Origin of the sequence: Burkholderia sp. SRS-W-2-2016 (genome assembly GCF_001931485.1) — a bacterium.
Lineage (GTDB): Bacteria > Pseudomonadota > Gammaproteobacteria > Burkholderiales > Burkholderiaceae > Paraburkholderia.
The window spans coordinates 1-13,459 of the sequence record NZ_MSDV01000061.1 but is presented as its reverse complement, the minus strand read 5'-3'; the positions used below and the strand labels follow the sequence as shown (position 1 = coordinate 13,459).

Annotated in this window: 11 protein-coding genes and 1 pseudogene; 8 read left to right on the top strand and 4 right to left on the bottom strand. The window is 66.4% G+C overall.

The window, feature by feature from the left end:
• Window positions 1–84: 84 nt before the first annotated feature.
• From BTH42_RS26400 to BTH42_RS26390, 3 genes are all read left to right on the top strand, one after another.
• Window positions 85–1,161 (top strand): HAD family phosphatase, encoded by a 1,077-nt coding sequence (locus BTH42_RS26400; protein WP_075304123.1) that lies wholly within the window; start codon window positions 85–87, stop codon window positions 1,159–1,161.
• Between the two features lie 54 nt (window positions 1,162–1,215).
• Window positions 1,216–2,928 carry an arylsulfatase gene (locus BTH42_RS26395; protein ID WP_075304122.1) on the top strand — a complete coding sequence of 571 codons (1,713 nt, stop codon included), beginning with the start codon at window positions 1,216–1,218 and terminating at the stop codon, window positions 2,926–2,928.
• Window positions 2,929–3,011: 83 nt separating this feature from the next.
• The gene (locus tag BTH42_RS26390; protein WP_178392242.1) at window positions 3,012–5,600 is read left to right on the top strand and encodes a fused MFS/spermidine synthase; all 2,589 of its coding nucleotides are present in this window, start codon (window positions 3,012–3,014) and stop codon (window positions 5,598–5,600) included.
• Between the two features lie 88 nt (window positions 5,601–5,688).
• Here BTH42_RS26390 and BTH42_RS26385 read toward each other — a convergent pair whose 3' ends face one another.
• Both BTH42_RS26385 and BTH42_RS26380 read right to left on the bottom strand, forming a co-directional pair.
• A complete protein-coding gene (locus BTH42_RS26385; protein WP_256702284.1) occupies window positions 5,689–6,138 on the bottom strand; it encodes a hypothetical protein in 450 nt (149 codons plus the stop codon).
• Window positions 6,139–6,183: 45 nt separating this feature from the next.
• Window positions 6,184–7,137 (bottom strand): transporter, encoded by a 954-nt coding sequence (locus BTH42_RS26380; protein ID WP_075304136.1) that lies wholly within the window; start codon window positions 7,135–7,137, stop codon window positions 6,184–6,186.
• A 562-nt stretch (window positions 7,138–7,699) separates the two neighbouring features.
• Between BTH42_RS26380 and BTH42_RS26375 the strand changes: the two genes are divergently transcribed.
• Window positions 7,700–8,104, top strand: a complete 405-nt coding sequence (locus BTH42_RS26375; protein WP_075304121.1) for a helix-turn-helix domain-containing protein — start codon at window positions 7,700–7,702, stop codon at window positions 8,102–8,104.
• Window positions 8,105–8,173: 69 nt separating this feature from the next.
• On the opposite strand, the pseudogene BTH42_RS26370 reads toward BTH42_RS26375, so the two are convergent.
• Both BTH42_RS26370 and BTH42_RS26365 read right to left on the bottom strand, forming a co-directional pair.
• Window positions 8,174–9,154, bottom strand: a pseudogene (locus tag BTH42_RS26370) (pyridoxamine 5'-phosphate oxidase family protein); the annotation flags it as partial.
• A 42-nt stretch (window positions 9,155–9,196) separates the two neighbouring features.
• Complete coding sequence (locus BTH42_RS26365) at window positions 9,197–9,838, bottom strand: glutathione S-transferase family protein (RefSeq protein ID WP_075304119.1); 642 nt, start codon at window positions 9,836–9,838, stop codon at window positions 9,197–9,199.
• Window positions 9,839–9,971: 133 nt separating this feature from the next.
• On the opposite strand from BTH42_RS26365, the gene BTH42_RS26360 reads away from it, so the two are divergent.
• The 4 genes from BTH42_RS26360 to BTH42_RS35845 all read left to right on the top strand — a co-directional run.
• On the top strand, window positions 9,972–10,955 hold the full coding sequence (locus tag BTH42_RS26360; protein ID WP_083654919.1) for a LysR family transcriptional regulator: 984 nt from the start codon (window positions 9,972–9,974) through the stop codon (window positions 10,953–10,955).
• Window positions 10,956–11,102: 147 nt separating this feature from the next.
• Complete coding sequence (gene purU / locus BTH42_RS26355) at window positions 11,103–11,978, top strand: formyltetrahydrofolate deformylase (protein ID WP_075304118.1); 876 nt, start codon at window positions 11,103–11,105, stop codon at window positions 11,976–11,978.
• Window positions 11,979–12,339: 361 nt separating this feature from the next.
• On the top strand, window positions 12,340–13,032 hold the full coding sequence (locus tag BTH42_RS26350; protein ID WP_178392241.1) for a DUF2092 domain-containing protein: 693 nt from the start codon (window positions 12,340–12,342) through the stop codon (window positions 13,030–13,032).
• 111 nt (window positions 13,033–13,143) lie between these two features.
• A partial coding sequence (locus tag BTH42_RS35845) for a hypothetical protein (protein WP_218642025.1) occupies window positions 13,144–13,459 on the top strand: 316 nt, incomplete at its 3' end.

Here is a 13,459-nt window from a genome sequence, read left to right as displayed (position 1 = left end):
AAGCGCGTGATGAAAATGCGTAGGACTGCGCATGGGCGCGCTCGTCCTCGAAATGACTGATCGTCCAGTCGAGTTGGAGGCCCAATGCCGTCGATACGCTGGTCCGGCAATCCGAAATACTGGTCCGTTTATCTGCGAGCGATGCTGGCGGCGGCGCTGCTGTCGCTGACGCTCGCCGCGTGCACGACCGACGCGCAGCGCGACGCAAATGGCGCAAACGGCACAGCCACCGCCTCCGCAGCCGATCCTCTGCCGTCATGGCGCGACGGCCCCGCGAAACAGGCGATCGAGCGCTTCGTCGCCGAAGTCACGCAACAAGGCTCGCCCGCGTATCTGCCGCCCGACGCGCGCATCGCCGTGTTCGACAACGACGGCACGCTGTGGAGCGAGCAGCCGGTTTACTTCCAGCTGGCCTTCATGTTCGACCAGGTGAAGGCAGCCGCGCCGCGTCATCCCGAGTGGCAGAACAATCCCGCTTACAAGGCGCTGCTCGCGCGCGATCCGGTCGCGCTCGCGAAGTACCAGAAGCAGGTCGAACAACTGCTGGCGGTGGCCAATAGCGGAATGACCGTCGACGAATACGACACGACGATCCGCGCGTGGCTGAAGAGCGCACGGCACCCTACCCTGCACCGCCCATACACCGAACTCGTCTACCAGCCGCAGCTCGAACTGCTCGCCTATCTGCGCGCGCATGGCTTCCGGACCTTCATCGTGTCGGGCGGCACGATCGAGTTCATGCGCGCGTGGGCGCAGCAAGCGTACGGCATCCCGCCCGAACAGGTGATCGGTTCGAGCCAGCTCGTGCAGTACCAGTTGCGCGACGGCCAACCCGCGCTGGTACGGATGCCGAAAATGGATTTCGTCGACGACGGACCCGGCAAACCGGTCGGCATCTACCGGCGCATCGGCCGCAAACCGGTGCTCGCGTTCGGCAACTCCGACGGCGATCTGCAGATGCTGCAGTACACGAGCGCCGGGCCCGGTCCGCATCTCGCGTTGCTGCTGCATCACGACGACGCGCAGCGCGAATTCGCGTACGACCGCGCGTCGAAAATCGGCAAGCTCGACAAGGCCTGGGATCAGGCGCGCGTCGAGGGCTGGACCGTCGTCAGCATGAAGGACGACTGGCAAAGCGTGTTTCCGCCGTCGCCCCAATAGCGCGCGACGGCCAGCGCAACGGCTGAATGCAGTCAACTCCACTGGAGCCAGCACATGACGAAATTCCTGCGAAACGGGCGCTATGCGGCGGGGGCGACGGTACTTGCCGTCGCGGGCTTCGCCGCGTTGATCCTGCCGTCGCTGAACGCGCCGGCGCAGACCCCCGCGGCTAAACCGGCCGCGCCCGCGCCGGCCGCGCAGCAGCCGCAGCAACAACAGGCGCAACAGCAGCAACAGGCGAAGAACTCGGCCAAGCCGAACATCCTCGTGATCTTCGGCGACGACATCGGCCAGGCGAACATCAGCGCGTACACGCGCGGCGTGGTCGGCTATCGCACGCCGAACATCGACCGGATCGCCAACGAAGGGATGATCTTCACCGACTACTACGCGGAAAACAGCTGCACGGCGGGACGTTCGTCGTTCATCACCGGACAGACGCCGCTGCGTACCGGGCTGTCGAAAGTCGGCGCGCCGGGCGCGTCGGTCGGCCTGCAAAAAGGCGACATCACGATTGCCCAGGCGCTCAAACCGCTCGGCTATGCGACCGGTCAATTCGGCAAGAACCATCTCGGCGACAAGAACGAGTACCTGCCGACCAATCACGGCTTCGACGAGTTCTACGGCAACCTGTACCACCTGAACGCGGAAGAAGAACCCGAGCGCCCGTACTGGCCGAAAGACAAGAACGACCCGTACGTGAAGAACTTTTCGCCGCGCGGCGTGCTGCACAGCACGTCGGACGGCAAGGTTCAGGACACCGGCCCGCTCACCACCAAGCGGATGGAAACGATCGACGACGAAACCGGCGCGCACGCCGAAGACTTCATCCGCAAGCAGGCGAAAAGCGGCACGCCGTTTTTCGTCTGGATGAACTTCACGCGGATGCACATCTACACGCACGTGCGCCCCGAGTTCAGAGGCAAGAGCGGGATGCCCGGCAACGAATACGGCGACGGCATGTGGGAGCACGATCAGGACGTCGGCAAACTGCTGAAGCTGCTCGACGATCTGAAAATCGCCGACAACACGATCGTGATCTACACGACGGACAACGGCCCGAATCAGTTCACGTGGCCCGACGCGGCGACGACCGCGTTTCGCAGCGAGAAGGATTCGAACTGGGAAGGCGCGTTCCGCGTGCCCGCGATGATCCGCTGGCCCGGCCATATCAAGCCCGGCGAAACCTCGAACCAGATGATCTCCGGACTCGACTGGTTTCCCACGCTGCTGGCGGCGGCGGGCGACAACGGCGTGAAAGACCGGTTGCTGAAAGGCTGGGCACCGAAAGCCGGCGCCACCAGTTTCAAGGTGCATCTGGACGGCTACAACCAGTTGCCGTTGCTGACCGGCCAAACCACCAAGGACCCGCGCACCGAGTTCTACTACTTCAACGACGACGGCGAACTGGTCGCGATGCGCTGGGATCAGGACGGCAACGCGTGGAAGGCGGTGTTCTGCGAGCAGCGCGCGAAAGGCAATTTCAACATCTGGCAGGACCCGTTCGTCTGCCTGCGGGTGCCGAAAATCTTCAACCTGCGGATGGACCCGTATGAACGCGCCGACATCACATCCGATCAGTACAACGACTGGCTCGCGAAGAACTCCTATCTGACCGCTATCGCGACGATGAAAGCGACGCTGTTCCTGAACAGTTTCGTCGACTATCCGCCGAGCCAGCGGCCCGCGAGCTTCAGCGTCGACGGCGTGCGGCGCCAGGTCGATAAAAAGATCGACGAGTCGTTCAAGAAGCGCGGACTCGAATAGCACGACGCGAAGCGCGCTCGCCGGCCCGCTGAGCGGCCCCGGCGAGCGCATTTTTCCACTTGACTCCGGCAACCGGCAAACCGATGACCCAAACGCTCGCCGATCGCGCGAAACCCTCACGACATCAGCGTCGCGCGGATGCGGTCGCGTCGCGCCACCCGGACACCGCGCTGGCGGTGCCGCTTGTGTGGCCGCAAGCGCTGCTGTTCGCATCGGGCGCCGCCGCGCTGATCTATCAGGTGTTGTGGGTCAAGCAGCTTGGCCTCGTGGTCGGCGTCGACGTGCAGGCGGTCAGCGCCGGCGTCAGCGCATTTTTCGCGGGGCTCGCCGCCGGCGGCTGGCTGTTCGGCAGACTCGCCGACCGCAGCGCCCGGCCGCTGCGGCTCGTCGCGCTGCTCGAAGGCGGCGTGCTGGTGCTCGCGATCGCGACCACCTGGTCGCTGCCTCGCTCGGCGGCGCTGTTCGCGTCGCTGCAGAACGGCTTCGGGCCGCTCGCATGGGCGCTGCCGTTCGCGCTCGTCGGCTTGCCCGCGGTGTTGCTGGGCGGCACGTTGCCGGTGTTGACGCGCGCGCTGCGTCCGGCCGGCAGCAGCCTCGGACGCGTCGGCGCGCGACTGTACGCGGCGAATACCGCGGGTGCGATCGCCGGCACGCTGCTCGCGAGCTTCGTGCTGATTCCGTCGCTCGGTTTATTCGGCAGCGCGCTCGCCGCGGCGGGGTTGAATGCGCTGGCCGCGTTGCTCGCCGCGCTGCTGCAGATCGTATGCGCAAAGCGTCTCGGCCATGAGCATCAAGAGGCGCACGCTCGAACGGCCGTCCCCGCCACGACCCCGGCCAGCCCGTCGCACGCGCGTCTGGCGCTGGTGCTGTACGCGATTGCCGGCGGCATCGCGCTCGGCTACGAAGTCGTGTGGTCGCAGGAAATCGTGCAGTTCATCAGCACCCGCGGCTTCGCATTCGCGGTCGTGCTCGCCACTTATCTGTCGGGCCTCGCGGCCGGCAGCGCGATCGCGTCACGTTACACGCAGCGCGTGCGCGATCCGTGGGGTGCGTTCGCGCTGCTGATCGCGACGGCCGGCCTCGCGGCCTTGCTGCAGCTCGCGCTGCTCGGGCGCTGGCTGCCGCATTGGCAAAGCGTTGCGCGCGACGCGGCGTTCGCCGCGACCGGCAGCCTGCTCGCGGCGATGTGCGCGGGCTTCGCGGTCGCGGCGCTGTGCGTGGTGTTCGTGCCGACCTTGCTGCTCGGCGCCGCGTTTCCGTTCGCGCTGCGTCTGCACGTCGAGCCCCGCCACATGGGACGCGACGTGGGCGCCGTGGTCGCGCTCAACACGGCCGGCGGCATTCTCGGCACGCTGCTGACCGGCTTTTTGCTGGTGCCGCGACTGGGCATCGTGCGCACACTCGCCGGCCTCGCGTTAGGCGCCGCGGTGGTCGGACTCGTCGCCGTGTGGCGCGGCTCGCAGGTGCGGCGGCCGGCGCGTTGGGCGGTCCCGCTGATCGGCGCGCTGACGCTTGCCGTCGGCTGGCTCACGCCGCCCGACAAACTCGCCAGTCTGCTCGCGCAAGCGCGCGGCGGCACGCTCGGTTTCTACGAGGAAAGCGCGGGCGGCACGGTCGCGGTGGTCGAACAACGGGCCGGCGAACACGCGTTCCACCGGCTCTATATCCAGGGCGTTTCCAACTCCGGCGACACGCTCGCGTCGCAGCGTTACATGCGATTGCAGGCGTTGCTGCCGCTCCTCGTGCATCGCGACACGCCGCGCTCGGCGCTGGTCATCGGTCTCGGCACCGGCATCACCGGCGGCGCGTTGCTGACGTGGCCGGGTCTCACGCAGCGCGTAAGCGCCGAACTATTGCCGGCGGTCGTGCGCGCGTCAGCGCAATTCGCCGGCAATTACCGCATGACGAGCGATCCGCGTATCGAGATCCGTCTGCGCGACGGCCGCCGCGAATTGCTCGGGAGTGCGCAGCAATACGACCTGATTACGCTGGAACCGCCGCCGCCTTCGGCAGCGGGCGTCGTCAATCTGTATTCGACCGACTTCTATCGGCTCGCGGCGACGCGTCTGCAAGCGGGCGGCATCGTCGCGCAATGGTTGCCGCTGCCCACGCAGAACGAAGCCGATACACGCTCGCTGATTCAAAGTTTTATCGGCGTGTTTCCGCACGCGACGTTATGGACCACTGAATTGCACGAGATGCTGTTGATCGGCTCGATGGCGCCGCTCGAACTCGACGTGCCGCGCATCGCCGCGCGTTTCGCGCAGCCGCCGGTCGCCGCCGCGTTGCGCGAGGTCGGAATCGCGTCGCCGGCCGCGCTGCTCGCGTTGTGGGTCACCGATCGCGCCGGGCTCGCGTGGTATGCGGCCGATGCGCCGCCCGTCACCGACGACCGGCCGCGCATCGAGTCCGCGGCATGGGTACGGCCCGACGCGTTTGCGACGACGTTCGCGCATCTGCTCGCGATGCGCTCGGAACCGCCGCTGACCGGCGCCGACGATGCATTCCGGGCCGAACTGCAACAGAGCGGCGCCGCGCTGATGAGTTTCTATGCGGCGGGACTCGACGCCTATCGCGGCGATCGCGAGGCGTGGGCGGCGGATATTCGCGGCGCGCTGCGTGAAGATCCGGATAACGCGTATTACCGCTGGGTGGCCGGGAGCGCCGATTAGCGGGAACGCGGATGAGTAGCGGGACCGCTTGCGCTATTCCAGTTCTATCTCGGTTCTATCGCAGTTCTATTGCCGCTCCATGCCGGCCTTATTCGAGCGCGGTAACCACGCCCGCGCGGCGCTCGCGCGACTGGGCCTTCACATCGTTCCATTCGCCCGCGTCGCCGCTTGCCGCCGTTTGCGACGCATGTTCGAACACCCGCGCGCGTTCGGCGTCGGCAATCAGCCGCTTCTTGATCGGCGAGCGGCCGGCCGACGCGAAGCCCATGATCTTTTCGTATTCGCGCGGCCGCGCGCGCCGGAAGCGGTTGAAAAAGTCGTCGCCGGGCAGCCCGTTATCGAGGCTCATCAGGCAGCCGTAGTCGAGCGTCGCGCAGTCGCTCAGCAGGCGCGCGGCTTCGTCCAGCGCCCGGTAACGGCTCTGCAACGGCTCGGTCCGGCCGAACAGCGCATGCAGTTCCGTATAGCGCACGAGCTTGCGGCGCCGCGCGGCGCGTAACAGCATGGCGGCGATATCCGCGGTCCTGTCCGTAGTCATGTCGTTATCCTTACCGTGCAATCGCGGTGTCGATCGGACGTCAACTCAGAACGCCAGGGTGGCCGTCGCCTGGAAACTGGCGGTGCTCTTCAGGCGATTGGTGCTGGTGATGCTCGGCACCCAGCGCAGACTCGCCGACACCGGATGCTTGCCGTTCACCTTGGTGTCGTAAGTGACGATCGGGCCGAGCGCGAAATCGTGGCCGACAAAGCCGTCGAGACGATCGGCGAGCGGCCCCGAATCGTGGCCGAGCTGCTGCACCGTGCCCATCACGAGGCCGACGCCGACGCCATTGGCGAACTTCTTCAGCGCCATCGCATCGAGCGTCAACAACGGCGCGTTCTGGTAATCGGTCGCGTTGTTGCGGGTGTAAAACTGCAGCCCCAGCGTCACGTCGAATTCGAGGTTGTACTTCGGCACGATCTTCGTGTACGCGGCTTGCGGCACGAAGGTCCAGTTGTTCAGACTCGGATTGGCAAGCGCATTCGGATCGTACTGCCCGGTCGGCGCCCAGAAATTGAAGCTCAACGCGAGGTGATCGGTCTGCGAAAAGTGATAACCGGCGAGCACCGGCGTGAAGTACATATCGAACAGATTCGACGCGCGGTCGCCGCTCGAACGCGTGAACGCGCCGGCCGAGAAGGTGCCGGTCACCTGGGTCCACACGTACGGCAGCGTGATCCCCGATGCGAAATCCCAGCCGCCCGCCCCGCCCCATACCCGCAGCACCGAAGCGAGCGTGAACGCCACCTGCGCGTCGATACCGAGCGACGTTTTGCCGGCCACCGGCACCTGCCGGCTCGCGCCGATCGAGCCGTCGATATAAAGCTGCTGGAGGCTGACGATCGTCATCGGTTCGGGCGGCACGATGCCGGCGCCCGACAGCACGCCGGTGCCGGCTACCGGCCGCCCGAGCGCGCCCTCGGTCGCGCCGGCTTCGCCGCTGCCGAGCAGCGTCAACGCGCAGGCGGCGAACGCCACATTAAGCGAATGGTTAATCCGACGCGTATTCCCTCCGCGATGCCGGACGAATACGCGGATCGCCGATAATCCCGACAGGAAAGGCATTGGAAAATGCTTTGCCATGTTTCGCACCTTTTTTGCAAATCGAGCGGCAATACGACGCCCCGCATCGAAAAATGCATTCAAGAAAACATTCGCAAATCAGAAATCCACGCTTTAAAACGAGGCGAAACAGGCAGATACCGCCCAACGCGAAAAACGTCGGGCTCAAGCAGGCCTTGCGAACCGGGAGTATCGACGATACCGGGGCGTTCGCGGCGAGCGGAATGTGACAACTGTTTAAATCAACGAACTGAGGTTAGCAAACGTTAAATCCGACTGCAAGAGGATTTTTAAGATTCCAGAAAGGAACGCTGGCATTGGCATTGATTTATGAACTAATTGGCTGTCGTCTATGAAACTAAAAGCCCGATTGATTTTTCATTTGCCCGGACACAAACCGTTATTTTTCGATTATCTGTAAGTTATGCGGCGTGTTGCCGCTCACGGTTGTAATTACCTGTTTTCCGGTGCGCGAACCCAACCATGGAGTTCTGCGATGGCCCGATCGAATGACGATTTGCCCACCATCGCACGGCGCGTCGCGGCCGGACAGAAGCTGCTCGACGGCGTGCCGGCCGCGCAGATCGCCAGCGAGATGGGGATGTCGAAGGCCACGGTCGAGCGGTATCGGCGGCTGCTCGAACAGGGCGGGCTGGACGCGCTCAGAAGCATCAGCGTCGGCGGCCGTCATTCCGCGCTGGCGGCGGCCGACCTGAACTGGATTGCGGATGCGTTGAAAGGCTCGCCGCGCGAGCACGGCTTCGACGCCGACGGCTGGAGCAATACGCGCGTGCGCGAACTGATCAGGCGTCAGTTCGGTATTTCGTATTCCCGAGTATATGTGTGGCAGCTGGCGACGCGTCTGGGCGTGTCGCACCGGCTCGGCCGCCATGGGCAGTGACGCGGCGCGACGGCCGGGCTGAATCGCGCACGCCGCACACGCCGCGCTTTACGTGCTTTACGTGCTTTACGCGCTGGCCCGCGGCTTCGGCTGAAACTGCGGCGCCAGTTCCGCTTCCGACCACTCGAACGGCAGCACGCCGCGGCTGCGCCGCACTTCGCTCACATGAAAGCGCACCAGCCGCTGCGCGCCCGCGAACGCGGCCAGTTCGTCGCCGTCCCAGACGATTTCCGCCCACACCGCCAGATACAGCAGGTCGCCGCTCGCGAAGTCGATGAACAGCAGACCGGCGCGCGGATCGTGCACGAGGTTGCCGATCGTGTTGAAGAAACGGTTGCCGCTGTAGTCGGGCGTGGTCAGCGTGTTGGCGTCGTCGACGCGCACGAAGCCCGGTGCGCCGCCGCGATGCGATACGTCGACGCCGCGCGCCAGTTGCGCCGCGTCGCTCAGATTCGCGCTGGCAATAAAGAACGTGTCGGCGCGCGCCAGCAGCGCGCGGTCGGCGTCGCTCAACCGTGTGGCGATTTCCGCCGGGGCGCGCTGCCCGGCCGCGTCCCGCTCGACAAACACCGGCGTGCGGCTCTGGATGTATTTCGGGCAATTGCCGAAGCTCTGCATCACTTCGATTTGCAGGCTGCCGCGTTGCGCCGGCCTGACGATACCGTTCACGCGATTGCGCCGCCGGGTGCGCGGCTCGATCCCGAGCGCGCCGAGCAGCGCGCCGTCGCGCCAGTGGCCGGCGAGCGGATCGCCGGCCAACTCGCCGCCGTCGATGCGCAGCGTCTTTTCATCCGGCGACGCGATGAACCCCGGCTTCGCCGCCCGCAGCGTCGCCCACGGCTGGCCGTGCGCGTCGACGCCGCCGAGCACGATAAACGGCTGCGCGGTGAAGAACTCGCGATGCTGCGTCGGCATGAAGCGGCGAATCCCGCGACGCCCGCTCGCCTCGGCAACGCTGCGCACGCCCGCGCGCTCCTGCGCGAGCAGCTCGCCGGCATGAAACGGCGATGCGTCGGCTCCCCAGCCATCCAGCGGCACGAACTCGGACATGATTGGACTCCTATGCAACGGCGGCAAAGCTGTTCGATGCAATTACGCGGCGAGCAGGCCCGCCTTCGTCGACGGCATCGCCACAAAACGCGGCAACGCCTCGACCCGGCGCAACCACGCGCGGATATGCGGATACGGCTCCAGCGACACCCCGCCCTCCGGCGCGTGCGCAATGTAGGTGTGCGCGGCGATGTCGGCGATCGTCACCTGCGCGCCGGCCACGAACGGCTTGCCGGCCAGTTCCCGGTCGATCACGTCGAACAGCTTGACCGCGATCTTCTTCGCATGCTCGTGATCGAGCGGCGCGCCGAACACTGTCACGAGCCGCGCCGCGCACGGCCCATACGCGATCTGGCCGGCCGCGAGCGACAGCCAGCGCTGCACCGCGGCGGCGCCGGCCGGATCGTCCGGCAGCCACGACGGCTCGCCGTAACGGCGCGCCAGATAGACCAGAATCGCGTTCGAATCGAACAGCGTGAAATCGCCGTCCTGGATCGTCGGCACCTGACCGAACGGATTTAACGCGAGGTACTCGGGCGTGCGATTCTCGCCGGCCTTCATGTTCAGCTCGACCACTTCGAACGGCAGATCGAGCAGCGTCAGGAACAGCTTCACGCGATGACCGTGGCCGGACAGCAGCGTGGTGTACAGCCTGATCGGTTGGGCGGGTTTGGCAGCGGGCATGGCGGACTCCGGATTGAAAGAGAAAGACCCTGTGAAAGACGCTGAAGCGTTACCGCGAGCATAGGCATAGGCACGCGTGTGCGGAAGCCCGATAATCCGGGAAACATAGTGAAGCGAAGATGGACAATCGATCATGGCCGATGTGCGCAACGTCAATCTGAACCGCCTCGCGATCTTCGTCGCGGTGATCGACGCGGGTTCGCTGAGCGCCGCGGCCACGCGGCTCGGCCTCGCGAAGACGATGGTCAGCACCCACATGCAGCGGCTCGAAGCGGAGGTCGGCGCGAGCCTGCTGGTGCGCACCACGCGGCGGCTCGGCGTGACCGAGGCCGGCCGCGCGTTCTACGACGCGAGCGTGAAGATCCTCAGCACGGCCGAAGACGCGCTGAACGCGCTCGGCGGCGACACCGCGCCATTGCGCGGCACGCTGCGCGTCAGCGCGCCGAACGATTACGGCGCGCGGGTGGTCGCGCCGGCGCTGGTCGACTTGCGCCGTCTGCATCCGCGGCTCGAGGTCGAACTGCTGATCAGCGACCGCTACGTCGATCTGATCGCCGACGGCATCGACGTCGCGATCCGGCTCGGCCGTCTCGCCGATTCCAACTATCGGGCGGTGAAGCTCGGCAGCTTCGTCAAGTGGCCGGTCGCGAGTCCCGAGTTCGTGCAGAGCGCCGGACTGCCGCGCACGGTGGACGAGCTGGCGGCGTTGCCGTACTGCGCGCTGTCGGTGTTGCCGAAGCCGTTGACGCTCGATTTGCGGCATGTGAACGGCGACACCGCCAGCGTGCGCTGCGCGGCCGCGCTGCTGCTCAACACCGCCGATGCGTGCCGCGCGGCGACGCTCGCCGGCGGCGGCATCGGTCTGCTGACCGACTTCTCGATCGCGGACGACGTCGCGGCCGGCCGCTTGATCCGGCTGCTGCCCGACTGGTCGACCGCGCCGGCGAGCATCCAGGCGGTGTTTCCGCCGACCAGCCATCCGCCCGCGAAAGTGCGCGCGCTGATCGACGCGCTCAAGCGCCGGCTCGCGGCGGACGGGCCGGATGGAATGGACCCGGCGAACGCAACGGACGCGCCGGACGCCTCCGTTGCCGATACGGATTCCGAACCGGCGTAAGCCGCACGCGGCGGCCAATCCGCGTCTGGCGTTCCCGTTCCAGCGCGATGGCGGTTAGCTTCTAGCCGCGCGATCGAGCGTTTTGCTCTACTGCGATAAAGCGCGCCGTGCCCCGCGGCGCGGCGTTATCGACCCTGTGGAGACACCATGTCCGCCCTTCCCCGTCCCGCTCAACTGGTTCTCACCGTCGCGTGTCCGAGCGCGGCGGGCCAGGTGGCCGCCGTCGTCGGTTTTCTCGACCGTCATCATTGCTACGTCGACGAACTGACCGTGTTCGACGACGAACTCAGCGAGCGCTTTTTCGTGCGCTGCGTGTTTCATCGGGTAGACAGCGACGACGCGTTGCAGGTCGCCGCGCTGAAGCAGGAATTCGCGCCGATCGCCGAGCGCTTCCGGATGACGTGGGCGATCCACGATCTCGCGAGCCGCCCGAAGGTGATGATCATGGTGTCGAAGCTCGAACACTGTCTGGCCGATCTGCTGTTCCGCTGGCGGATGGGCGAACTGAAGATGGACATCGTCGGCATCGGCTCGAACCATCGCGATCTCGAACCGCTCGCGCGGCAGCACGGGCTGCCGTTCCATCATCTGCCGATCACCGCCGACACCAAACCGCAGCAGGAAGCGCAACTGCTCGACCTGTTCGATAACTCCGGCGCGGAGCTGCTGATTCTCGCGCGCTACATGCAGATCCTGTCGGCGCAAACGAGCCGCGCGCTCGCCGCCCGCGCGATCAACATCCACCATTCGTTCCTGCCCGGCTTCAAAGGCGCGAAGCCGTATCACCAGGCCCATGCGCGCGGCGTCAAACTGATCGGCGCGACCGCGCACTTCGTCACCGACGATCTCGACGAAGGTCCGATCATCGAGCAGGAAGTCGAACGCGTCGATCATTCGTATAGCCCCGAGCGTTTGCTGACGACCGGGCGCGATGTCGAATGCATCACGCTCGCGCGCGCGGTCAAGGCGTTCGTCGAGCGGCGCGTGTTCATCAACGGCGATCGCACCGTGGTGCTGCGCTAACGCTGCCGTTGCAGCGAGATCCTCGAAAATCCAGGCGATTCACCGCGCGCGGCCGCACCGTGTTCGACGTATTGACACGCGGACGCAAAAGCAATATCGGTTTTTAAACCGACGCAGAAGCTGTGCTTGACGCCGAGCGGCGGTCTTTTCCGCGCTGAAGGTTTTCGAGGACCTCGTGATGGACTTCAAACGCCTCGCTGTCCGGTCTTGTCTCGCGTGCGCAATCGGCACGACGATCGTTGGTTGTGCGACACATTCGGGCACCGCCGAAGTCGCCGCCCAGGCCCCGCCCGATCAAAGCGGCGCGGCCGCGCCGGCAGCTGCATCCGCGCCGGCGGCAGCGGCACCCGCACCCGCACCCGTGACAGCCCCCAAAGACCAGGCGGCGATCGATGCGCTGACCGGCATGGGCGACTATCTGCGCTCGCTGCCGCAGTTCGAGGTCCGCGCCGATTCGGCCACCGACCTGGTGCTCGACAACGGCCAGAACGCCAGTTTCCTGCATCACACCGTGCTGAAGGTTCGGCGTCCGAACCGGATGCGCGCCGATGTCACCGGCAGCCGCAAGGACCGCGGCATCGTCTACGACGGGCGCGATTTCACGATCTTCAACCTGGGCGAAGGCTATTACTCGCGCAATCCGGCGCCCGCCACGCTCGACGCGCTGGTGCGCGAACTCGCGACCACCTACAACATCGATACGCCGCTCGCGGACCTGTTCTACTGGGGCAACGGCAAGCTCGACGAACTCGCGCTGACCTCGGCGCAAACCCTCGGTCTCGAACGGGTCGACCGGCGCTGGTGCACGCACTATGCGTATCAGCAGAGCGGCGTCGATTGGGAACTGTGGCTCGAGCAAGGCGATCACCCGCTGCCTTGCCGGATGGTCATCACGGATACGACCCAGGTGTCCCGTCCACGGCACGACGTGACCTATCACTGGAATACGCATCCTTCGTTCGCCGCGAGCACGTTCGACTGGCGGCCTCCGGCGGGCTCGCATCGGATCGAACTGAAGCCGGCCACCGCGGCGCCGCTGCAGGAGGCGCAATGACCGGCGCCAGCAGATTCGTGGCCGGCGGTCTCGCGGTCTGTCTCGCGCTCGGCTCGCCGGCCGTGCCGGCATTTCGCGGGATGGCGCGCACCAGCATTCATCCGATGCCGCATGGCGGCGCGGGCGGCGGTTTCGGCGGTCATCTGCCGCCGGGCGGGGGTGGTCAGTTTCAACCGCATCCGGGCGGCGGCGGTCAGTTTCACGGTGGCGCGGCGGGCGGCCAATTCGAACCGCACGCGGGCGGCGGACCGCAGCCCGGACCGCATCAGGGCGGTGGCGGGCCGCCGCCGGGACCGCATCCGGCGGGCGGTGGTCCCGCGCCTGGACCTGGACCTGGACCTGGACCCGGACCCGGACCTGGGCCTGGACCTGGTCCGGGCCCCGCCCCCCATCCGCCGGGACCGCCGCCCGGGCCCGGCCCACATCC